Annotated in this window: 20 protein-coding genes; 11 read left to right on the top strand and 9 right to left on the bottom strand. The window is 71.4% G+C overall.

What is annotated here, in order from left to right; genetic code table 11:
• Positions 1–70: 70 nt before the first annotated feature.
• A complete protein-coding gene (locus FBY40_RS16375) occupies positions 71–937 on the top strand; it encodes an alpha/beta fold hydrolase (protein ID WP_141939802.1) in 867 nt (288 codons plus the stop codon).
• A gap of 22 nt (positions 938–959) precedes the next feature.
• Here FBY40_RS16375 and FBY40_RS16370 read toward each other — a convergent pair whose 3' ends face one another.
• Positions 960–2,471: a DEAD/DEAH box helicase gene (locus tag FBY40_RS16370; RefSeq protein ID WP_141939801.1), complete on the bottom strand. Its 1,512-nt coding sequence runs from the start codon at positions 2,469–2,471 to the stop codon at positions 960–962.
• Positions 2,472–2,726: 255 nt separating this feature from the next.
• Between FBY40_RS16370 and FBY40_RS16365 the strand changes: the two genes are divergently transcribed.
• Genes FBY40_RS16365 through FBY40_RS16350 form a run of 4 tightly spaced genes read left to right on the top strand, consistent with a single transcriptional unit; the run spans position 2,727 to position 6,515 of the window.
• Positions 2,727–3,536: a hypothetical protein gene (locus FBY40_RS16365; RefSeq protein ID WP_141939800.1), complete on the top strand. Its 810-nt coding sequence runs from the start codon at positions 2,727–2,729 to the stop codon at positions 3,534–3,536.
• 9 nt (positions 3,537–3,545) lie between these two features.
• On the top strand, positions 3,546–4,595 hold the full coding sequence (locus FBY40_RS16360) for a lipoate--protein ligase family protein (RefSeq protein ID WP_141939799.1): 1,050 nt from the start codon (positions 3,546–3,548) through the stop codon (positions 4,593–4,595).
• Positions 4,592–5,518, top strand: a complete 927-nt coding sequence (locus tag FBY40_RS16355; RefSeq protein ID WP_141939798.1) for a DNA-methyltransferase — start codon at positions 4,592–4,594, stop codon at positions 5,516–5,518. Before FBY40_RS16360 ends, FBY40_RS16355 begins: the two co-directional genes overlap by 4 nt.
• Positions 5,519–5,528: 10 nt before the next feature.
• Positions 5,529–6,515, top strand: coding sequence for an LLM class F420-dependent oxidoreductase (locus FBY40_RS16350; RefSeq protein ID WP_141939797.1), 987 nt, complete (start codon positions 5,529–5,531; stop codon positions 6,513–6,515).
• 55 nt (positions 6,516–6,570) lie between these two features.
• Here FBY40_RS16350 and FBY40_RS17605 read toward each other — a convergent pair whose 3' ends face one another.
• Both FBY40_RS17605 and FBY40_RS17600 read right to left on the bottom strand, forming a co-directional pair.
• The gene (locus tag FBY40_RS17605) at positions 6,571–7,137 is read right to left on the bottom strand and encodes a hypothetical protein (protein ID WP_235014969.1); all 567 of its coding nucleotides are present in this window, start codon (positions 7,135–7,137) and stop codon (positions 6,571–6,573) included.
• Positions 7,083–8,051, bottom strand: coding sequence for a carboxylesterase family protein (locus tag FBY40_RS17600; protein WP_235014967.1), 969 nt, complete (start codon positions 8,049–8,051; stop codon positions 7,083–7,085). Before FBY40_RS17600 ends, FBY40_RS17605 begins: the two co-directional genes overlap by 55 nt.
• Before the next feature lie 126 nt (positions 8,052–8,177).
• Between FBY40_RS17600 and FBY40_RS16340 the strand changes: the two genes are divergently transcribed.
• Genes FBY40_RS16340 through FBY40_RS16325 form a run of 4 tightly spaced genes read left to right on the top strand, consistent with a single transcriptional unit; the run spans position 8,178 to position 13,042 of the window.
• Positions 8,178–9,017 carry a sugar phosphate isomerase/epimerase family protein gene (locus tag FBY40_RS16340; RefSeq protein ID WP_141939796.1) on the top strand — a complete coding sequence of 280 codons (840 nt, stop codon included), beginning with the start codon at positions 8,178–8,180 and terminating at the stop codon, positions 9,015–9,017.
• Complete coding sequence (locus FBY40_RS16335) at positions 9,014–10,141, top strand: Gfo/Idh/MocA family protein (RefSeq protein ID WP_141939795.1); 1,128 nt, start codon at positions 9,014–9,016, stop codon at positions 10,139–10,141. Before FBY40_RS16340 ends, FBY40_RS16335 begins: the two co-directional genes overlap by 4 nt.
• A gap of 4 nt (positions 10,142–10,145) precedes the next feature.
• The gene (locus FBY40_RS16330; protein WP_141939794.1) at positions 10,146–10,754 is read left to right on the top strand and encodes a TetR/AcrR family transcriptional regulator; all 609 of its coding nucleotides are present in this window, start codon (positions 10,146–10,148) and stop codon (positions 10,752–10,754) included.
• The gene (locus FBY40_RS16325; protein ID WP_141939793.1) at positions 10,751–13,042 is read left to right on the top strand and encodes a glycoside hydrolase family 3 C-terminal domain-containing protein; all 2,292 of its coding nucleotides are present in this window, start codon (positions 10,751–10,753) and stop codon (positions 13,040–13,042) included. Before FBY40_RS16330 ends, FBY40_RS16325 begins: the two co-directional genes overlap by 4 nt.
• A gap of 18 nt (positions 13,043–13,060) precedes the next feature.
• Here FBY40_RS16325 and FBY40_RS16320 read toward each other — a convergent pair whose 3' ends face one another.
• From FBY40_RS16320 to galT, 3 genes are all read right to left on the bottom strand, one after another.
• Positions 13,061–13,897, bottom strand: a complete 837-nt coding sequence (locus tag FBY40_RS16320) for an alpha/beta fold hydrolase (RefSeq protein WP_141939792.1) — start codon at positions 13,895–13,897, stop codon at positions 13,061–13,063.
• 111 nt (positions 13,898–14,008) lie between these two features.
• Complete coding sequence (gene galK, locus FBY40_RS16315; RefSeq protein ID WP_141939791.1) at positions 14,009–15,214, bottom strand: galactokinase; 1,206 nt, start codon at positions 15,212–15,214, stop codon at positions 14,009–14,011.
• Positions 15,211–16,410 carry a galactose-1-phosphate uridylyltransferase gene (gene galT / locus FBY40_RS16310; protein ID WP_141940244.1) on the bottom strand — a complete coding sequence of 400 codons (1,200 nt, stop codon included), beginning with the start codon at positions 16,408–16,410 and terminating at the stop codon, positions 15,211–15,213. Before galT ends, galK begins: the two co-directional genes overlap by 4 nt.
• An 82-nt stretch (positions 16,411–16,492) precedes the next feature.
• Between galT and FBY40_RS16305 the strand changes: the two genes are divergently transcribed.
• A complete protein-coding gene (locus FBY40_RS16305; protein ID WP_235014965.1) occupies positions 16,493–17,500 on the top strand; it encodes a LacI family DNA-binding transcriptional regulator in 1,008 nt (335 codons plus the stop codon).
• A gap of 5 nt (positions 17,501–17,505) precedes the next feature.
• On the opposite strand, the gene galE is transcribed toward FBY40_RS16305, so the two are convergent.
• The 3 genes from galE to pgm form a co-directional block, all read right to left on the bottom strand.
• The gene (galE, locus tag FBY40_RS16300) at positions 17,506–18,483 is read right to left on the bottom strand and encodes a UDP-glucose 4-epimerase GalE (protein ID WP_141939790.1); all 978 of its coding nucleotides are present in this window, start codon (positions 18,481–18,483) and stop codon (positions 17,506–17,508) included.
• Positions 18,484–18,519: 36 nt separating this feature from the next.
• Positions 18,520–19,077 (bottom strand): LacI family DNA-binding transcriptional regulator, encoded by a 558-nt coding sequence (locus FBY40_RS16295; protein WP_141939789.1) that lies wholly within the window; start codon positions 19,075–19,077, stop codon positions 18,520–18,522.
• A 93-nt stretch (positions 19,078–19,170) separates the two neighbouring features.
• The gene (gene pgm / locus FBY40_RS16290; RefSeq protein WP_141939788.1) at positions 19,171–20,811 is read right to left on the bottom strand and encodes a phosphoglucomutase (alpha-D-glucose-1,6-bisphosphate-dependent); all 1,641 of its coding nucleotides are present in this window, start codon (positions 20,809–20,811) and stop codon (positions 19,171–19,173) included.
• 69 nt (positions 20,812–20,880) lie between these two features.
• Here pgm and pheA point away from each other — a divergent pair, with 69 nt between their 5' ends.
• Complete coding sequence (gene pheA / locus FBY40_RS16285; protein WP_141939787.1) at positions 20,881–21,855, top strand: prephenate dehydratase; 975 nt, start codon at positions 20,881–20,883, stop codon at positions 21,853–21,855.
• The last annotated feature ends 10 nt before the right edge of the window (positions 21,856–21,865 follow it).

Raw genomic sequence — 21,865 nt, 5'->3', positions numbered from 1 at the left:
AGTTGTGCTAACGGTCGGGGTGGGTGGCGTATCCGAGGCGCCGGCGAACACCCGCCGTTAGGCTCGGGGCATGCCCGAGTTCATCGATGCACACGGCATCGCGATCGTCTACGACGTCCACCCGGCCGAGACGTCCGCCCCTCGGGCCGTCGTCCAGCTGCTGCACGGCGTCGGCGAGCACGCCGGACGCTACACGCGCCTGACGCAGACGCTCACCGCCGCGGGGTACACCGTGTACGCCGATGACCACCGCGGACACGGTCGCACGGGCCTGCGGCAGCACGACGGCGACCACTCCCGACTCGGCCGGCTCGGTCCCGGGGGCATGCCGGCCACGCGCGACGCGGTCTGGCAGTTCACCGAGCTCATCCGCGACGCCCACCCGGACCTGCCGCTGATCCTGCTCGGGCACTCGTGGGGTTCGTTCCTCGCGCAGATGCTCCTCAACCGCCACCCCGATGCCTACGACGCCCTCGTCCTCAGCGGCTCGGCGCTGATGTGGCCCGGCTCGCTCAACCCCGGCGATCTGAACGCACCGTGGGCCGGGGAGGGTGCGACGGGGGTCGAGTGGCTCGCATCCGACGCTGAGGTCGGTCGTGACTTCCTCGACGATCCGCTGACGACCACGACGCCGCTGCGGAAGCTCTTCGGACTCATCGACTCGGCGCGGCTGTTCGAACGCCCGGGCCGCGGACTCGCGCAGGCGGCGGGTCACGACATCCCGGTGCTGCTGATGGTCGGCCGCGATGACACCGTGGGCGGACCGCGGAGCGTGCACCGCCTGGCCGCGGCCTATCGGGAACGGTCGGGGCTGGCCGATGTCACCACCCTCGTCTACCCCGACGCGCGGCATGAGATCTTCAACGAGGTCATGCAGGCCGAGGTGCGTGCCGACCTGCTGGCGTGGCTCGACCCGCGCTTCCCCTCGAGGGACTGAGCGGGCCGGCCGCGCCGCGGGGTCAGCCGCGCGCGCGCCGCGGGCGGCGGGTGCCGCGCTGGATGTCGGCGACGGTGCTGCCGGTGGTGAAACGGGGACCCGTCTGGGTGCGGGCGGCGCTGCCGCCGGCCTGACCCGATCGGGCGCCCGCCTGACCTGCGCGCGCGCCGCCGGTCGACGCCGCGGTGCGCTCGCCGGACTGCGCCGAGCGTTCGCCGGCCGGACGGCGTCCGTGAGAGCGACCACGACCGCCACCTGCGCCGTCAGATGTCCGTGCCGCGCCGGCGCCCGAGCGGCCGCGGCCGCCGCCGCCGCTGTTGCCGCCGCTGCGGCCGGTGGCCGCCGCGACCGGGGCCGGGGTGACGTGCTCGGCAACGGTGCCCACAAGCGCGGCGACCGTGGCGTCATCCGCCGCGACCTGCTCGAGGGGTGCGGTCACCTGGGCCTTGCGCAGCAGATCGCCGACCTCGCGACGCTGGTCGGGTGTCGCGACGGTGACGACGACGCCCTCGGCGCCCGCGCGGGCGGTTCGGCCTGAACGATGCAGGTACGCCTTGTGCTCGACCGGGGGGTCGACGTGAACCACGAGCTCGACCTCGTCGACGTGCACACCGCGCGCGGCGACGTCGGTCGCGACGAGCACGCGCACGCCGCCCTGGTCGGCGGGGGCGCCGAAGGCGGCGAGGTTGCGCTCGCGGGCGTTCTGGCCGAGGTTCCCATGCAGGTCGACCGCGGGGATGCCGGCGGCGGTGAGCTGCTTGGCGAGCTTCTTGGCCTGGTGCTTGGTACGGGTGAAGAGGATGCGACGCCCGCGACCCGACGCGAGGTGGCGCACGAGTGCGGCCTTGCCGTCGGAGGGCACGACGAAGACGCGGTGGGTCATGACGCCGGCGGGGACGCTCTCCTCGTCGACCTCGTGACGCACCTCGTTCTGCAGGAAACGGCGGACGAGCGCGTCGACGCCGCGGTCGAGCGTGGCGCTGAAGAGCAGACGCTGCCCGCCCTGCGGGGTGGCGGCGAGGATGCGGGTCACTCCGGGGAGGAACCCGAGGTCGGCCATGTGGTCGGCCTCGTCGAGCACGGCGATCTGCACGGCATCCAGCCGGATGACGCCCTGCTTCATGAGGTCTTCCAGGCGACCGGGGCAGGCCACGACGATGTCGACGCCGCGGTTCAGTGCCTGCTCCTGGGGCTTCTGGCTGACACCGCCGAAGACGGTCGTGACGGTGAGGTTCGCGGTGGCGGCGAGCGGGGCGATCGTCGCGGCGATCTGCGTCGCGAGCTCGCGGGTCGGCGCGAGCACGAGGCCGCGCGGACGACGGGGCTCGCGGCGGCCGCCGGCGAGACGGGCGACCAGTGGCAGCGCGAACGCGATGGTCTTGCCGCTGCCGGTGCGGCCCCGGCCGAGCACGTCACGGCCGGCGAGGGAGTCGGGGAGCGTGTCGCGCTGAATCGCGAAGGGCTCGGTCTTGCCGTCGGCGAGGAGGACGGCGGCGAGGTTCTCGGGCACGCCGAGGGAGGTGAAAGAAGACATGGAGGCTTTCGGTGAGGCTCGGCGCTCCGAAGCGAGCGAAGAGCAGAAGGAGGCGACGGCGCGGGATCGCGCATCGGTTCGCCGTTCGTCGTGTGGCGGATCGGGAAATCTGCCGGTGGCCTCACAGGAGGCGGAAGCGTGACGACGACGCAGCGGCAAGGAACTGCCGCACGACAACCGTAGCAGGCCGGCGGGCCGCCAAGCTGAATGCGCCGGGTGCAGCGGCGCGACGAGGTGAGCGGATATCGTCGCGGGATGCTCTTTCCGACTGACGCTGTGGCGCGATGGGGGGCGGTGCGCGCCACCGTCGTGATCTTGAGCGCTCTGGCGGCGTTGGCCCTGACCCTCGTGATCGATCCGGCCGAGGAGCCGGGGAGCAATCCCGCGCTGCTCATCGCCGCCTTGCTTCTTGCGCTCGCCGCCGTCGTCTCGTCGCTTCGCATGGGTGCCGTTCCGGTCGGCTCGTCGGCCGGGCTGGCGCAGTCGGTGACCATCGACGACGGCCGGCATCCCGGGACGGCGGTGCTTCGGGTGGTGGGACCGCGATCGCTGTCGGATGCCGTGTGGTCGGCTGGTCTCTTCGTCGTCGCAGCTCTGGGACGGACGGTCGTTCGCATCGCCGCCGGTGTGTCGGATGCGGGGGAACTGGTGTTCATCCTGCTCGGTGCCGGCCTGTGGGTCATCGCCTACGGCGCGGGGTGGTCGCTCGGGGCGATCGTCGTCACCGCCGTTTCGACCGCTGTCCGACTGGTCGCTGCGCATCGGCGCGGACAGGCCGTCTCCTGGTCGTGGTGGGTCGTACCGCCGACGCTGCTTCTCGTGGTGACCGCGCCCTCGCTGATGGGCGCCTACGCCCTGATGACCGAAGCGTCGTATCCAGGCCGCGGCCTCGCTCCTCTGGTCCGATTCCTCACGGACGACGGACGCAGCGCGGACGGCGCCGAGGTCATCGTTCTCTGGCTCGGAAAACTCGCCTTCGCTGCGCTCGCGGCCGGCATCGCCGCGCTAGCGGTCGATCGCGTGCGCCATGCGCGGGCACGCCGACGCGGAGCGGACAGCGAATAGGCTGAGGCCATGCACGGCGAGTACAAGGTCCCCGGCGGAAAACTCGTGGTCGTCGACCTCGAGGTGCAGGGCGGACGCATCGCCGACTTCCGCCTCGCCGGCGACTTCTTCCTCGAGCCCGACGACGCGCTGCCCCTCATCGACGCCGCCGTCACCGGGCTTCCCGTCGAAACGGATGTCGCGGGCATCGCGGCCGCGGTGCGCTCGGCGCTCCCCGAGGGGGCGCAGCTTCTCGGCTTCACCCCGGAGGCGGTGGGCACGGCCGTGCGCCGCGCCCTCGTCACCGCGCCCGGGTGGCGCGACTTCGACTGGGAGGTCGTTCACGACGCCCCGGTCTCGCCCCGGATGAACCTGGCCCTCGATGAGGTGCTCACCGAGCGCGTCGGCGACGGTCGGCGCCGCCCGACTCTGCGACTGTGGGAGTGGAACGAATCGGCCGTGGTGATCGGGTCGTTCCAGTCGTACCGCAACGAGGTCGACCCCGAGGGGGCGAACCGCCACGGGTTCGACGTCGTCCGACGCATCTCGGGCGGCGGGGCGATGCTCATGGGCGCCAACTCGATCGTCACGTATTCGCTGTACGTGCCGGCCTCCCTCGTGGCGGGGATGACCTTCGCCGACTCGTACGCCTTCCTCGACGATTGGGTGCTGCAGGCGCTGCGGTCGCTCGGCGTCGAGGCCGTCTACCAGCCGCTGAACGACATCGCCTCCCCGGAGGGCAAGATCGGCGGTGCCGCGCAGAAGCGGCTCGCCAACGGCGGCGTGCTCCACCACGCCACCCTCAGCTACGACATGGACGGTCAGGTCATGACCGAGGTGCTCCGCATCGGCCGCGAGAAGCTCAGCGACAAGGGGACGGCGTCGGCCGCCAAGCGGGTCGATCCGCTGCGGCGGCAGACGGGCCTGCCCCGCGAGGCGATCATCGAGCGCTTCATCGAGACCTTCTCCACGCTCTACGGCGCCGAGCCGGGCTCGGTCACCGACGAGGAGTACGCCGCCGCTCAGGCGCTCGTCGACAGCAAGTTCGCCACCTCGGCCTGGCTGCACCGCGTGCCGTGAGCACCCCGCCTCCGCCTGCAGCGCCGCGGGGCTCGGTCACCGTGCACCACGGTGACAACCTCGACGTGATCCGGACCTTCCCCGACGCGTCGTTCACGCTGATCTACCTCGACCCGCCGTTCAACACCGGACGGATGCGGGAGCGCAGCGTCGAGCGTGCCCGCGCGACCCCTCCGGAGGCTCCGGCGGGAGTCGTCCGGCGCGGGTTCCACGGGCGCGAGTACGAGCGGCTGCGGGGCGATCTCCGCACCTACGACGACCGGTTCGACGACTACTGGGGGTTCCTCGAGCCACGCCTGGAGGAGGCCTGGCGCCTCCTCGCGCCGGACGGCACGCTGTACCTGCACCTCGATTTCCGCGAGGCGCACTACGCCAAGGTGCTGATGGACGCCCTGTTCGGCCGCAAGAACTTCCTCAACGAGCTCGTCTGGGCCTACGACTACGGCGCGAAGACGCGGCGCCGCTGGCCGACCAAGCACGACACGATCCTCGTCTACGTCAAGGACCCCGATCGGTACTGGTTCGACTCCGACGGCGTCGACCGCGAGCCCTACATGGCCCCCGGGCTCGTCACCCCCGAGAAGGCCGCGCGCGGCAAGCTCCCCACGGATGTCTGGTGGCACACCATCGTCCCCACCACCGGCAGGGAGAAGACGGGCTATCCGACGCAGAAGCCCGAGGGGATCCTCCGCCGCATCGTGCAGGCGTCGAGCCGCCCCGGCGACCGGGTCCTCGACTTCTTCGCCGGGAGCGGCACGACCGCCGCCGTCGCGGCATCCCTCGGAAGGAATGCGGTGCTCGTCGACGACAACCCCGCCGCGATCGAGGTGATCCGCCGCCGCATCCCCGACGCGGAACTCGTGACATCCGTTCCTCTCGATCAGGTCGCCCGATCGGATGCCGCCCTGGAGCCGCTCCCGTAGGCTGAGGCCCGTGCGATACGGACTCTTCATCCCCCAGGGCTGGCGCCACGACCTCGTCGACATCGATCCCGCCGATCAGTGGCGGGTGATGCGCGAGCTCGCGCAGCACGCCGACCGCGGTCCGTGGGAATCGCTGTGGGTCTACGACCACTTCCACACCGTCCCCGTGCCGAGCGACGAGGCGACGCACGAGGCATGGACGCTGATGGCTTCGTTCGCCGCGGTGACCGACCGCATCCGTCTCGGCCAGATGTGCACGTGCATGGGGTACCGCAACCCCGCCTACCTGGCCAAGGTCGCCGCCACCGTCGACATCGTCTCGGGCGGCCGCACCGAGATGGGGATCGGCGGCGGCTGGTACGAGCACGAGTGGCGGGCCTACGGCTACGGGTTCCCGAAGATCGGCGATCGTCTCGGCATGCTCGAGGAGGGCGTGGAGATCATGCGCCAGGCCTGGACGACCGGCACCGCCACGCTCCACGGCCGTCACTACGACGTCGATGGCGCGCTCGTGCGCCCGCTGCCCCTGCAGGAGGGCGGGATCCCGCTGTGGATCGCGGGCGGCGGCGAGAAGGTGACGCTCAAGATCGCGGCGAAGTACGCGCAGTACACGAACTGGTCGAGCGAGCCGGAGGAGTTCACCCGCAAAGACGAGATCCTGCGCGCCCACGCCGACGACCTCGGTCGCGACCAGGCCGAGATCGTGCGGTCGGCAAACTTCAACACCGTCATCGGCGAGAACGAGAAGGATGTCGCGGCGCGCCTGAACCGCATCGAGCAGCGTGTCGCCCCCTACCTGGGCGACCGCACGGCGGCCTTCATGGCCGAGTACCGCTCCGACCGCGGCCTCGTCGGCACGCCCGAGCAGGTCGCCGAGCGCCTCGCGGCGCTCCGCGAACGTGGTCTCGGCTACGCCATCCACTACTTCCCCGAGCACGCCTACGACCGTTCAGGCGTCAGCGAGTTCGAGCGTCAGGTCATCCCGGCGCTGCGCTGAGCTCGCACGATCCCGCGGATCTCCGCGCGGGGCCGGATGTCCGCGCGGCGCGGGATCACACGAGCGCGGCGACGCTCGCGAAGGCGTCCCGCACCACGTCGGGCGCCGAAGACGGGCCGCCGAAGACACGCGCCGTGCCCGGGGCGCTCGCCCACGTCGGCCAGCCCGGGTCGCGGTCGCGGACGAGAGCCACCGCCGAGCCGTGGACGGCGTCGGCGAGCGCGCGAGGCGGCCGGTCGCCCGCGATGGCGGCGACGCCCTCGAGGTCGAGCCCGTCGAACCAGAACGGCACGTCGAGGCAGTGCAGTGACCATCTGCGCGTCGGGGACGGCCATGAGAAGGCGTACACCCAGGTGTCTGCCTCCCCACGCGCGTCGGCGGCGCGCACCACGGTCGAGCGGAAGATGCTGTCGCTGATGAAGCGTCCGATCACGGCAGCCCCGCCCTTGCGCCGCTGCGACCCGTTCGCGGCGAGGTAGGGCCCGATGACCTCGCGGTCGACGCCGATCCGGCGCAGCAGGAGCATCGGCGGAATCAACCGCAGCGGTACGCGAAGCCCGTCGGTGATCATCGTGAACTCGTCGTCGGTGGCCCCGACGACGAGCGCCTTCTCTGCGCCCACGCCGGCGCGAAGCGACGCGATCGTCGCCCGGGGAGGAGGTCGCCGTCGACGACGGGCCCCCAGGGGAGTCCGTCGCGGAGGATGCCGGTCAGCGGCGCCAACGGATCCCTCGACGCCACCTTCGCCGCATCCCGTTGCAGCGCGAGCAACCGCTCCTCGGAGACGGAGCGGAACCCTTCGAGGGTGGCGGCGACGCCCGCGAGGTCGGCGAGGCGGTCCGAGCGCTCCCGGGCGAGCGGGGCCGCGATGTCGCCGAGGGCGGGCGAGAGCGCCCACGCCGCGTGGAAGAGGTGCTGGGCGGACGGCATGCCCAGGAGGGTCAGCACCGCCCCGCCGCCGGCGGATTGACCCGCGATCGTCACGCGAGACGGATCACCGCCGAAGTCGCGGATGTGCTGCTGCACCCACTCCAGCGCGGCCAGCCAGTCGCGGACGCCGCGGTTGCTCGGCGCGCCGTCGATCTCGCCGAATCCGTCGAAACCGAGGCGGTAGGAGAGCGAGACCGTGACGACGCCGTCGCGGTTGAATGCGCGCCCGTCGTACCAGGGGCTCGCCGGCGACCCCGAGGTGAAGCCGCCGCCGTGGATGTAGACCAGCACCGGGAGCGCGGCGTCGGCGTCGCCGGGGCGCGGGGTGAAGACATTGACGTTCAGGGTCGAGTCGCCCTCGACCGATGGTTCGGGGATCAGCGTGATCCCGGTGTCGCCGCGCTGAGCCGTCGCACCGTATGCCGTGGCGTCGCGCACACCCTCCCACGGGGACACGGGCACCGGATCGCTGAAGCGCCTCTCCCCGACGGGCGGCTCGGCGAACGGGATGCCGAGGAACGCGGCGGATGATCCGGGGTCGCCCGGCTCTCCCCGCCACAGGCCCCGCACCGCGCCGCAGGAGAGGGTGATGACCGCATCGTTCACGCTGGTCATCGTACGGCGTCGGTCGTTCGCCGCCCCAGAGAAGAAAACCTCCACATGGAGGTTTTCCGCTAGCCTCACCTCATCGTCCCGATCGGTCGACAGATCGACGAGAGAAGAGAGGTCGCGATGGCGCATCCGGAAGCCCTGCCCGAAGCTTCGGTCCAGCTGTACACCCTGGCCGAGCAGTTCACCGCCGATCCCGGCCGGTCACTCGACCGCCTCGCCGAGATCGGGCTGCGTCATGTCGAGGCGTTCGCGTTCGTCGACCGGCCCGACGAGATCCGCGCAGCTCTCGACGCGAGCGGCCTCGACGCCCCGACCGGGCACGCGCCGCTCCTCAGCGACGAGCTGTGGACGCCGGACGGCGCCATTCCCACCCCGGCGCCCGAGGTCGTGCTCGAGGCCGCCGCGCGGATCGGCCTGCACACCGTCTTCGACCCCTTCGTGCCGGTCGAGCGCTGGCTGACCGAAGACTCGGTGGCCGAGCTCGCGGAGCGACTGAACCGTGCCGCCGATCTTGCCGCGACCTTCGGGCTGACCGTGGGCTACCACAACCACTCCCAGGAGTTCGTCGCGAGCTTCGACGGCGTCACCGCCTACGAGCGCTTCATCTCGCTCACCGATTCCCGCGTCGCCCTCGAACTCGACCTGTACTGGGCCGCCGCCGGCGGGCAGGACGTCCCCGCCCTCGTGTCGCGCCTGGGGGAACGGCTGACGGCCGTGCATGTGAAGGACGGCGCCGTCCCGGCATCCAATCCCTTCGCCCCCGACGCTCCCGCCTTCGGATCGGGCACGCTCGAGCAGCGTCATGCCGGCACCGGCGACGTGCCCCTGGCCGCGGCTCTCCGCGCCGGCGAGGGCGCGATCCGCTACGCCGTCATCGAGTACGACAACCCGCCGGGCGACGTCTTCGACGACATCGCCGCCAGCCTCGCCTTCCTCCGTGACGGGGGGTTCGTCCGATGAGCGGCGCGGTCGGCGTCGGCGTCATCGGCGCCGGGGTCATCAGCGACACCTACCTCGAGAACCTGCAGTCCTTCGCCGACGTGGACGTGGTCATCGTCGGCGACCTCCTCGTCGATCGCGCCGAGGCCCAGGCCCGCAAGCACGGCGTCGCCCGCTGGGGAGGCGTCGACGATGTGCTGGCCGATCCCGACGTGCAGGTCGTCGTGAACCTCACGATCCCCGCCGCGCACATCGAGGTGTCGATGCGTGCGATCGCGGCCGGCAAGCACGTGTGGACCGAGAAGCCGATCGGTCTCGATCGCGACGGTGCCGCCGAGCTCCTCGCCGCCGCAGCGGCCGCCGGGCTCCGGGTCGGCTCTGCCCCCGACACCGTTCTCGGCCCCGGGTTCCAGACCGCCAAGCGCGCGATCGCCGCGGGCGTGATCGGCGAGCCGCTCTTCGCACAGACGGTGTTCCAGACGCAGGGGCCCGACCTCTGGCATCCCGCACCGCAGTTCCTCTTCGCCAGGGGCGCCGGGCCGCTCCTCGACATGGGCCCGTACTACTTCACGGGGCTCGTCAGCCTCTTCGGGCCCGTCGACCGGGTGTCGGCGGTCGGCCGGAAGGCGCGCGACGAGCGCGTCATCCACACCGGGCCGAACGCCGGCGCGACGTTCCCGGTCGAGGTCCCGACCACCGTGCAGGTGGTCACCGCCTTCGACAGCGGCCAGCAGGCACAGAGCCTGCTGAGCTTCGATTCGGCGCTCGAGCGCACCGGCGTCTTCGAGGTGCACGGCACCGAGGGGTCGATCATCCTGCCCGACCCCAACCAGTTCGCCGGGCGCATCGCCTATGTCAAGCCCCTGGGAGTGCTGCGCGACGGCATGAGCGTCGAGCAGGAGTGGATCGACATCGAGCAGGAGGGCGTCGTCGTGGGACGCGGGCTCGGCCTGCTCGACATGGTGCGCGCGATCGCCGACGGGCGTCCGCACGTCGCGTCCGGCGACCTGGCGCTGCACGTCCTGGATGTCATGCTGTCGGCGGAGCAGTCGATCGAGACCGGCGAGTCGGTCCGCGTGGAGAGCACCGTCGACCCGGTGCCCGTCATCGACGGGGACTTCGACCCCTTCGCCCGGACCCTCTGAGCGGATGACCGCGGAGTCAGCGTCGCCGGGGAGCCGGGGCGCCTCACCGAAGGGCATCGCGCGGCGGCAGGAGATCCTGGACCGCGCGATCGAGGTCTTCGCGCAGCGAGGATCGGACCGCACGAGCCTCCGCGCGATCGCGAGCGAGGTCGGGGTGACCCACGCCGCCCTCCGCCACTACTTCGGGTCTCTCGAGGAACTGCTCGTCGAGGTGTACCGCGCGTCGCAGCGCCACGACGCCGAGACTCTGCCGCCCGAGACCACTCCGGCCGAGATGATGCGGTATTCCGCCGAGCGCAACCGCGAGATCCCGGGTCTGGTTCAGCTCTACTCGACCCTTGTCGCCGCGGCCCTCGAAGACGACCGCCCCGTCGCCCGGGCGTTCGTATCCGCGCGGTTCGAGAGTCTCCGCGAGGGCCTGGCTGCGCGCGTGCGTGAGAACCAGGCGGCGGGCCGGATGCGCGACGACGTCGACCCCGACGAGGTCGCGGCCCTCGTGATCGCCGCCTCCGACGGTCTGCAGTCGCAGTGGCTCCTCGATCCCGACCTCGATCACGCGCGCATCCTCGGGCTTCTCGACCGACTCCTCTCTGCCCGAAAGGACCCCTCATGACCCTTCCCGCCCTGGCCGACCTGACCCTGGAAGAGAAGGCGGCGCTGACCAGTGGCGCGAGTTTCTGGTTCACCGAGGCCGTCGAGCGCGTCGGCATTCCGCCCGTCATGCTCACCGACGGGCCCCACGGCCTTCGCAAGCAGGCGGGGAGCGGCGACCACCTCGGCATCGGCGACAGTGTGCCGGCCACCTGCTTCCCACCCGCGGTCGGTCTCGGATCCTCGTGGGACGTCGGCCTGCTCCGGCGGGTCGGGGAGGCGCTCGGCGTCGAAGCGTCGATCGAGAATGTCGGCGTCCTCCTCGGTCCGGGCGTCAACATCAAGCGCTCGCCGCTGTGCGGTCGCAATTTCGAGTACTTCTCCGAAGACCCGATCGTCTCCGGCGAGCTCGGTGCCGCGATCGTCCGTGGCATCCAGTCGCAGGGAGTCGGAGCGTCACTGAAGCATTTCGCCGCCAACAATCAAGAGGAGGACCGGATGCGGGCGTCATCGGACGTCGATGCGCGACCCCTCCGCGAGATCTACCTGCGTGGCTTCCAGCGCGTCGTGGAGGACGCCCAGCCGTGGACGGTGATGTGCTCCTACAACCGCATCAACGGCGTCTACGCCTCGGAAGATCCCTGGCTGCTGACCTCGGTCCTCCGCGACGAGTGGGGGTTCGAGGGGCTGGTCGTATCGGACTGGGGCGCGGTCAATGAGCGCGTCGCGGGCATCGCCGCGGGCCTCGACCTCGAGATGCCGTCATCGGGCGGCATCACCGACGCTCAGATCGTCCGCGCGGTCACCGACGGCGTGCTGCCCGAATCGGTGCTCGACACCGCCGCCGGCCGCGTCATCGATCTGGTCCGGAAGGTCACGGATGCCGCGGGCACCGCGACCGGACCCCTCGACGTCGACGCACACCACGCTTTGGCCCGCGACGCGGCGGCACGCTCGATCGTGCTGCTCAAGAACGACAGCGTCGAGGGCGCACCCGTGCTGCCGCTGGCGAAGGACGCGCGGCTCGCGGTCATCGGCGAGTTCGCCGCGGCACCGCGCTATCAGGGCGCCGGCTCGTCGATGATCAATCCGACGCGCCTGGACACCGCGCTCGACGCCATCCGCCAGGCCGCCTCATCAGAGGTCGCGTTCTCGCGAGGGTTCTCCACCGCGGTCGACGTCGCGCAGGAGGAGGAGGTGTCGCTGCGCACCGAGGCGGTGGCGGTGGCTGCCGCCGCCGAGGTCGCCGTGGTGTTCCTCGGTGTGCCGGCGCGTCTGGAGTCCGAGGGATACGACCGCGACGACATCGACCTTCCCGTGAACCAGCTCGCCCTGCTCGAGGCGGTGCTCGCGGTGAACCCGCGCACCGTGGTCGTGCTCTCCAACGGCGGTGTGGTCGCCCTGCCGTTCGCCGAGGCGGTGCCGGCGATCCTGGAGGGATGGCTCCTCGGACAGGCCGGGGGCGGCGCGACGGCCGACATCCTCTTCGGCGACGTCAACCCGTCGGCCAAACTCACCGAGACCATCCCGCTGCGGCTCGAGGACACCCCGGCGTTCCTGGACTTCCCGGGTGAGTTCTCGCACGTCCGCTACAGCGAGGGCCTGTTCGTCGGCTACCGCTGGTATGACGCCCGCAGGATGCCGGTGGCCTTCCCCTTCGGGCACGGGCTGTCGTACACGACGTTCACCTACGGCGACTGCTTCGCTGCGATCACCCCCTCGGGCGACGTCGAGGTGCGCGTCACCGTGACGAACTCCGGCTCCCGTGCCGGCCGCGAGGTGGTGCAGGGGTACACCGCGCTTCCCGGTTCGGCCATCCAGCGTGCCCCGCGTGAACTGAAGGCCTTCGCCTCGGTCGAGCTCGATCCGGGTGAGACCCGCGAGGTGGTGCTGGCCGTGCGGCGAAGCGACCTCGCCTACTGGGACCGCCGTGTCGACGGATGGGTCGTCGAAGGCGGCCGATACGCCGTCGAGGTCGGGGCGTCGAGCCGCGACATCCGCTCTCGAACCGTCATCGACATCGCGGGCGACGATCTCGTCGTCCCGGTGTCACGGTCGACATCCCTCGGCGAGGCCCTGCGGCATCCGATCGCCGGGCCCCTCTTGCAGCAGGCGATGGGCCGGATGATGGGGGGCGGCGATGCGAGCGGGTCGATCATGCCCGAGGGTGTGGACATGATGCGGATCCTCGAGGCGTTCCCGCTCGGCCGGATCGGGCTCATGGGCGCGCTCGGCGGCGGAGATCCGGTGACCACGGAGGACATCGATCGGCTCATCGACGCCGCGAACGGCGGCGCGCCCACCCGGTGACGCGCCGCCGCCGAGCGGTCAGGACGCGAGGAACTTCAGCAGCGCCTCGTTGACCTCATCGCCGTGGGTCCAGAGCATGCCGTGCGGCGCGCCCTCGATCTCGATGTACGTCGCCTCCGGGAGCATCTCGCGGAACCGACGCCCGGTCGCATCGATCGGCAGGATGTTGTCGGCGGTCCCGTGGACGATGAGGGTCGGGACGTCGATCTTGTCGATGTCGGCCCGGAAATCGGTCGGCCACGCGAGCGGCGCCGCCGCGATCGCGGTGTTGCCCGCGCGGTTCGCGGTCTGGACGCTCGCGTCGACGGCCTCCTGCGAGATGCGGGAGCCGAGGTTCTCGTCGAGGTTGTAGAAGTCCTGGAAGAAACCGGTGAGGAACGCATACCGGTCCTTCTTGACCGCGGCCGCGGTCTCGTCGAAGAACTCCTGCGGTGCCGCGCCGTCGGGGTTCTCGTCGGTCTTGAGGAGGAACGGTTCGAGGGAGCCGAGGAAGGCGGCCTTGGCCACCTGGCCGCTGCCGTACCGGGACAGGTAGCGGGCGATCTCGCCCGTCCCCATCGAGAAGCCCACGAGCACGGCGTCTGCGAGGTCGAGGCGCTTCATCAGGGCGTCGAGGTCGGAGGCGAAGGTGTCGTAGTCGTACCCGGTGCCGACCTTGCTCGACCCGCCGAACCCCCGCCGGTCGTACGCGATGACGCGGTACCCGGCGTCGAGCAGGGCCGCCTGCTGCTTGTTCCACGACTCCCCGTCGAGGGGGAAGCCGTGGATGAGCACGACCGCCTGACCCGAGCCCTGGTCCGTGTAGAAGAGCTGGATATCGGCAGAGTTGTCCGTTCCGACGGTGACGAAGGCCATGCGAGTTTCCCTCTTTCCTGTGGCGGCACCCGATGGCACCGTCCGCCAGCGTAGGACGCGGGATGCTGCGGCGGCAGGTCTTGCGCGCGATGGGGCGGGGGAGTACGCCGGTCAGCTCTCGCGGCGCGCCCCGTCGGCGGCGGTGACCGGGAAGATCGTCGGTGCGGCGAAGCCGCGCCCGGCGAAGGACCGCATCACCTCATCGGACACCTCGGCGACGCGATCGCGGTCCACCAGCGCGATCGCCGCTCCGCCGAACCCGCCGCCGGTCATCCGCGCACCGATCGCCCCGGCTCCGACCGCCGCGTCGACGGCCGTGTCGAGCTCGGGGACGGAGATCTCGAAGTCGTCGCGCATCGACGCGTGGGAGGCGAGGAGAAGGTCGCCGATCGATCGCGGCCCGCCGCTCCGCAGCATCCGCACCGTATCGAGCACCCGCTGGTTCTCGGTGACGACGTGACGGACGCGACGGAAGGTGACGTCATCGAGCTCGCGCTCCGCGCGCGTGAGGTCGGCGATGTCGAGATCGCGGAGGGATGCGACGCCGAGCGTCGCCGCACCCGCCTCGCAGGAGGCGCGGCGCTCGCCGTACCCACCCGAGGCGTGCGAGTGCTGCACGCGGGTGTCCATCACGAGCAGGGTGAGTCCGGCGGCATCGAACCCGAGATCGACGACCTCGACCTCGAGGCTGCGGCAGTCCAGCAGGATCGCGGCGTCGGCGGCGCCGAGGATCGAGGCCATCTGATCCATGATCCCCGTCGGGGCGCCGACCGCCTCGTTCTCGGCGCGTCGTCCCGCGCGCGCGAGGGCGGGACGGTCGAGGCCCAGCTGCCACAGATCGTTCAGTGCGATGGCGACGGCGCCCTCGATCGCCGCCGACGACGATAGGCCGGCGCCGACCGGCACGTTCGACGCGATGGCGATGTCGAGCCCGGTCGCGTGGGCCGCTGCGCCATCGGGGGCGGACTCACCCAGTGCCCAGGCGACGCCGAGGGGGTAACGCGCCCACTCGATGATGCTCTCGCGGGAGTGTGGGAACAGGTCGCCGAGATCGGCGAGGGGGACGGCGACCGGCTCGTCGGCGAACGTCGAGGTGACCCGCAGCACGCGGTCACCGTTCGGCGCGACGGCGGCGACGGTGCGGTGGGGGATCGCCAGCGGGAGCACGAATCCGTCGTTGTAGTCGGTGTGCTCGCCGATCAGGTTCACACGGCCCGGTGACGACCAGACACCGGAGGGCGCGACATCGGTCAGGCGGGCGAGGGCGTCGAGCGCCGCCTGCTTCGGGTCGAGGGCGTCGGTGGGTGCAGCGGTCACAGTGCTTCCTCGGGGATGGATGCCACGGCTTCGCGCAGGCGCTCGGCGGCGGTCTCGGGGGGGATGTCTCCGATCCAGGCGCCCATCGCCGCCTCTGATCCGGCGAGGAACTTCAGCTTGTCGGCCGCGCGGCGCGGCGAGGTCAGCTGGAGGTGCAGGCGGGCGCTGTCGCGGGCGACGTGGACGGGGGCCTGATGCCAGGCGGCGATGTAGGGGGTGGGCGAGTCGTACAGCGCGTCGATGCCGCGGAGGAGGCGGAGGTACAGCGGGGCGAGCTCGTCGCGCTCGGCCGTCGTCGTGTCGGCGAAATCGGCGACGTGGCGGTGGGGGAGGAGATGCACCTCGATCGGCCAGCGGGCCGCGAAGGGCACGAAAGCTGTCCAATGCTCACCGCTCAGGATGACGCGGTCCGATGCCCGCTCGCTGTCGAGGATGCGCGAGAAGAGGTCGGGCCCGGCCTTCTCCAGCGAGCGGAGAAGCTGCTGGGTGCGCGGGGTGACGTACGGGTAGGCGTAGATCTGCCCATGCGGGTGGGCGAGGGTGACGCCGATGGCCTCGCCGCGGTTCTCGAACGGGAAGACCTGCTCGATCCCCGGAAGGGCCGAGAGGGCGGCGGTGCGGTCGGCCCAGGCTTCGATCACCGTGCGCGCACGGGTCGGCGACTGGGTGCCGAACGAACCCTCGTGGGCCGGACTGAAGCACACCACTTCGCAGCGGCCGACCGAGGTGCGGGTGCGGCCGAGCGAGAGCTCGGCGAGATCTTCCCGGCCGCGCGGCGGGTCGACGGCGGCGGGAGCGTCGCCGTGCGCGGTGCTCAGGGCCGGACCGAAGGAGGGCGACCGGTTCTCGAAGACCGCGACGTCGTAGTGCGAGGGGATCTCCGAGGGGTTGGTGGGCGTCTGCGGCGCGAGGGGGTCGAGCTCGGCCGGGGGGAGGAAGGCGCGGTTCTGGCGGGAGGCCGCCACCGAGATCCAGTCGCCGGTCAGGACGTCCAGCCGCATGGTCGCGGTCTCAGGCCGCGGATCCAGAGCGCGCACGTCGACGAAGCGCTCCGGGCCGAGCGTCGTGCCGGGATCGTCGAAGTAGATCAACTCCCGCCCGTCGGCGAGGCGGGTCGACCGTTTGGTGACGCCGCCGGTGAGGATCTCGGCATCGGGGGTCGTCGACGCGCCGTCGGAGGCGCCGAACTCCTGCATGTTCACGTCAACACGATAGCTCGACGACCGTGGTAACGTCAACATGAACCGGATTGCCGGAGTTGTGTGGGTGGGAGTGGGCATGCGTCGAGTGTCGATGGCCGATGTGGCCGCGGCGGCCGGGGTGTCGGGCCAGACCGTCTCCCGGGTGGTCAATGCCAGCCCTCGGGTGGATCCGGCCACGCGGTCGCGGGTCGAGGAGGCCATGGCCCGGCTCGGCTATCGCCCGCACCGCGCCGCGCGCGCTCTGCGCACCGGCCGCACCCAGACGATCGGCCTCGTCGTGGCCACCCTCGGCACGGTGGGGAACTCCCGCATGCTGCAGGCCGTGGCGGCGGCTGCCGCCGGGCGCGGCTACGGCTTGGCCGTCGCCACGGTGGCCGGGCCGGAATCGGCCGACGACGCCTTCGCGCGGCTCGCCGATCAGGGGGTCGACGGCGCCGTCGTGCTGAACGAGGCGACGCCGTTCGCCGCGGCGGTCCCCGCCGCCGCGGGCTTCCGCCTCGTCCTCGTCGACGCGCCCGTGGGGCGCCGATCGAGTGCGGGAGAGCCGTCGGGAGCGCACGTCGTCCAGACCGACCACGCGGCGGGCGCCTCCGAGGCGACCGCTCACCTCCTCTCCCTCGGTCATCGTCGTATCGCGCACATCGCCGGGCCGTCCGACTCGTTCGCCGCCAGGGAGCGGGAGCGGGGCTGGCGGGAGGCCCTGGCCGAGGCCGGGATGGAGCCGGTCGCCCCGGTGCGCGGCGACTGGAGCGCAGCATCCGGTCATGCCGCCGCCGGCAGCCTCGGCGACGCCACTGCCGTGTTCGTCGCGAACGACCAGATGGCGCTCGGCGCCCTGCGGGCCCTGGCCGACGCCGGCCGGGAGGTGCCGCGTGATGTCAGCGTGGTCGGATTCGACGACATCGCCGATGCTGCGCAGTACCGTCCTCCGCTGACGACCGTTCGGCAGGACTTCGATGCCCTCGGCGCGCGTGCCGTCACCGTCCTTATCGACGATGTGGAGTCGGCAGGCGTCGCGCCGCCGGTCGTCGAGACGCTTACCCCGACGCTCGTGGTCCGAGACAGCACCGCTCCGCTGCGCTGATCGGGTCAGTCGGCAGCGCGCCGGGCCTCCCACCCCGTGCGGACCATCTCGTCGACGCTGTAGCGCATCTGCCAGTCGAGGTCTCGGGCGGCGAGCTCGCCGGTGGCGACGATTCGGTCGGGATCGCCGGCGCGACGCGGGCCGATCTCGGGGGAGAAGTCGATGCCGGTGACCCGCGCCATGGCGTCCATGATCTGGCGCACCGACAGGCCGTCGCCCGAGCCCAGGTTGTAGGCGGCCTCGACCGGATCGCCGGCGGCCAGACGCTGCGCGGCGACCGCGTGCGCGGCGGCGATGTCGGCGACGTGGACGTAGTCGCGCACGTTCGTGCCGTCAGGGGTGTCGTAGTCGGCGCCGTTGATGCGGGGCGTGCGTCCCTCGATCAGCGCTTCGAAGACCAGCGGGAAGAGGTTGTGGGGTGAGGTGTCGTAGGTCGAGCGGTCGCCGGAGCCCACCACGTTGAAGTAGCGCAGCGAGGTGTGGCGAAGGGGAGCGGCCGTCTCGGCGGTCGCGACCGCCTGGTCGCGGATCAGCCACTCGCCGATCAGCTTCGACTCGCCGTACGGGCTCGCGGGGCGCTTGGGGAGGTCCTCGGTGACGAGCGGCACGTCGGGGGTGCCGTAGACCGCGGCGCTGGAGGAGAACACGAGGTTCGCCACCCCCGCCGACTCCATCGCCTCGAGGACGATGCGCGTGCCCTCGACGTTCTGTGCGTAGGTGTGCAGGGGCCGCTTCACCGAGACGCCGGCGTACTTGAAGCCCGCGACATGGATGACGCCGGTGACGGCGTGCTCGCGGAGGGTCCGCTCGACGAGCTCGCGGTCGAGGATGCTGCCGCGCACGAAGGGGACGCCGTCGGGGACGAATCCCGGGTGACCGCTGGAGAGGTCGTCGATGACGACGGGCGGAAGGCCCGCGGCATCCAGAGCTCTGACGATGTGCGCGCCGATGTAGCCGGCTCCGCCGGTGACAAGCCAAGACATGGCTCCATCCTGCCCCACGTGGTGGCGGAGGCCGGATCAGTCCTCGGGGAGGTTCCGGATCACGCGGATGGCGCGGGCTGCGGCATCCGCGTCGTCGTCGACGCTCTCGGGGGCGAGCGTGACCACCCTCGTCCCCATGGCCTGCAACGCGCTGATCTCCGCCGCGACCGGCCCCTCGATCCCCGCCACGCCGGCCCCGAGGATCAGCCCCTGGGGCCGCTGGCCGCGCAGAGTCTGCAGGATCTTCCGCTCCCGCTCGGGGTCGCCGCCCGTCTCGGCCACGGTGAGGATCAGCCCCGCCGCCTCGGTCTCGCGCGACAGCGCGCGGGTCAGTTCGCCGAACCTCTGATCGGTCATGTCGGTGACGATGAACGCCGTGATGGCCGAGGCGCCACGCGCGATCGCTTGCGCGGCGACGTTGGCGGTGTAGCCCAGCTTCGTCGCGGCCGCCTCCACGCGCACCCGGTAGCTGTCGGCGACCTTGCGATTCGATCCGTTCAGAACGCGCGACGCAGTCGCCAACGACACCCCCGCTTCGCGGGCGACGTCGTGGAGAGTGGGTGCACCTCGGGTAAGTGCGACGCTCTCGGTCACAGGCTCAGTGTATGCCCCACGGGGTCGACGCGGGCAGACGAATTCGGTACGCTCCGCTCGCGCGTCCGTCGCGGTTCCGAGGGGCGCGTCGGATCAGCCGTCGAGGGCCGCCGAAACGACCGCCCGTGCCTCCTCCTGCACCTGCCGAAGGTGCTCCTCGCCGCGGAGCGACTCGGCGTACAGCTTGTAGACGTCCTCGGTGCCCGACGGTCGTGCGGCGAACCACGCATCGGCCGTCTGCACCTTCAGTCCGCCGATCGCCGCGTCGTTCCCCGGCGCGTGCGAGAGCTTCGCGGTGATCGGGTCGCCGGCGAGCTCGGTAGCCGTGACGGCGTCGGGCGACAGCTTCGCCAGCTTCGCCTTCTGCTCGGGGGTCGCCGGGGCGTCGACGCGCTGATAGGCGGATGACCCGAACTCGGCCTCCAGCTCCGCGTAGCGCTCCGACGGGGTCTTCCCGGTGACCGCGAGGATCTCGGCGGCGAGCAGGCACAGCAGGATGCCGTCTTTATCGGTCGTCCACACTGTGCCGTCCTTGCGGAGGAACGAGGCGCCTGCCGATTCCTCTCCTCCGAAGGCGACCGAGCCGTCGAGAAGCCCGGGGACGAACCACTTGAACCCCACCGGCACCTCGTAGGGGCTGCGGCCGAGCCCGGCGACGACCTTGTCGATGATCATCGACGACACCAGGGTCTTGCCGACTCTCGCCTCGGCGGGCCAGTTCTCGCGGTGCGAGAAGAGGTAGTCGATCGCGACGGCGAGGTAGTGGTTCGGGTTCATCAGCCCCGCATCGGGGGTGACGATGCCGTGCCGGTCGGCGTCGGCGTCGTTCCCGGTGAGGATGTCGTAGTCGTGGCGCTTGGCCACGAGCGAGGCCATCGCCGACGGGGACGAGGGATCCATGCGGATCTTCTCGTCCCAGTCCAGGGTCATGAAGCGCCACGTCGGATCGACGTCGGGGTTCACGACCGTGAGGTCGAGCTCGTACATCTCGGCGATGCGCGCCCAGTACTCCACCGAGGCGCCGCCGAGCGGGTCGGCGCCGATGCGCACACCGGCCGAGCGGATGACGTCGACGTCGATGATGGTGGCGAGGTCGCGCACGTACTCCTCGCGGAAGTCGTAGCTTCCGAGCGTGTCGGCGTCGATGTCGCTGTACTTCGTGCGCGCGACTCCTTCGAGGCCCGCGGTGATGAGCTCGTTCGCGCGGTTCGCGATCCACCCGGTCGCGTCGGTGTCGGCCGGTCCGCCGTGCGGCGGGTTGTATTTGAACCCGCCGTCGGCGGGAGGGTTGTGGCTCGGGGTCACCACGATGCCGTCGGCCCGCCCGGGGTCATCCGCGCTCCTCCCGCGGTTGTACGCGAGGATCGCGTGGCTGAGGGCGGGCGTCGGGACCCAGGAGTCGCGAGCGTCGACGCGGACGTCGATCCCCGAGGCGACCAGCACCTCGATCGCGCTCCGCTCGGCGGGGAGGGAGAGGCCGTGGGTGTCGCGCCCGAGGAACAGGGGCCCCTCGATGCCCGCCATCCGCCGGTAGTCGACGATCGCCTGCGTGGTGGCGAGGATGTGGTCCTCGTTGAAGCTGGTGTTCAGCGACGATCCGCGGTGACCGCTCGTGCCGAACGCCACGCGCTGCGCGGGGACGGAGGCATCGGGTCTGCGATCGTAATAGGCGGAGATGAGGGCGTCGATGTCGATGAGGTCGGAGGCCTCGGCGGGCTTTCCTGCGCGCGTCATGCCACCAGTCTGCCCCGACCGAGCCACCTCCCGCACGGGTTGACATGCCGGGTGGCTAGGCTGAACGCCGTGACTTCCGACGCCGCCGGAACCGAGGCATCCGTTCCCACCCGCCGGACCTACAGCTTCCTCGGTCCTGCCGGCACCTTCACCGAGGCGGCGCTCGCGCAGGTTCCCGAGGCCCGGGGGCAGATCTGGCGCCCCGTGCACAACGTCGGCGAGGCCCTGTCCGACGTCATCGACGGCCGTGCGCACGCGGCGATGATCGCGATCGAGAACTCCGTCGACGGCGGTGTGTCCACCGCCCAGGATGCGCTCGCCACCGTTGCGGGGCTCCGGATCATCGGCGAGTACCTCGTGCCGGTCGACTTCGTGCTCGTCGGGCGCCGAGGAGTGCGGCTCGAAGACGTCTCCCTCGTCGCGGCGCATCCGGTGGCGTACGCGCAGTGCCTGCAGTGGCTGACACGGACCCTTCCCGCCCACGCGCACATCCCGGCATCCAGCAACGTCGCCAGCGCCCTGGGTCTTCTGGACGGCACCAGCGATGCGGATGCCGCGATCGCCCCGCCGGGGATTCTCGAGCACCACGACCTCGAACTCCTCGCCGAGAAGATCGGCGACAACCTCAATGCCGTGACCCGGTTCGTGCTGGTCGGCAAGACCGTGGCGCCGCCCGACCCGACCGGAGCCGACAAGACATCGCTCATCGTCGAGCTTCCCGATGACCGCCCGGGGGCGCTCCTGGAGATGCTCGAGCAGTTCGCCACCCGCGGGATCAATCTCTCGCTCCTCGCCTCACGTCCCATCGGCGACGAGCTCGGTCGCTACCGCTTCGTCATCGACGCCGACGGCCACGTCCACGACGAGCGGATGGCCGATGCGCTGCTGGGGCTTCGCCGCTTCAGCCCGAAGGTCATCTTCCTCGGCTCCTACCCGCGCGCCGACCGCGCAGTCGTGCGCTACCCCGACCGGTACTCCGACGACGTCTTCGTCGAGGCGCGCGACTGGCTGCGAGGACTCCTCAGCGGAGAGCCCGAGGGCTGAGCCGCGCAGG

Source organism: Microbacterium sp. SLBN-154, assembly GCF_006715565.1.
GTDB lineage: Bacteria > Actinomycetota > Actinomycetes > Actinomycetales > Microbacteriaceae > Microbacterium.
The sequence above is the reverse complement of the archived record's forward strand: the minus strand, read 5'-3'. Positions and strand labels throughout refer to the sequence as shown.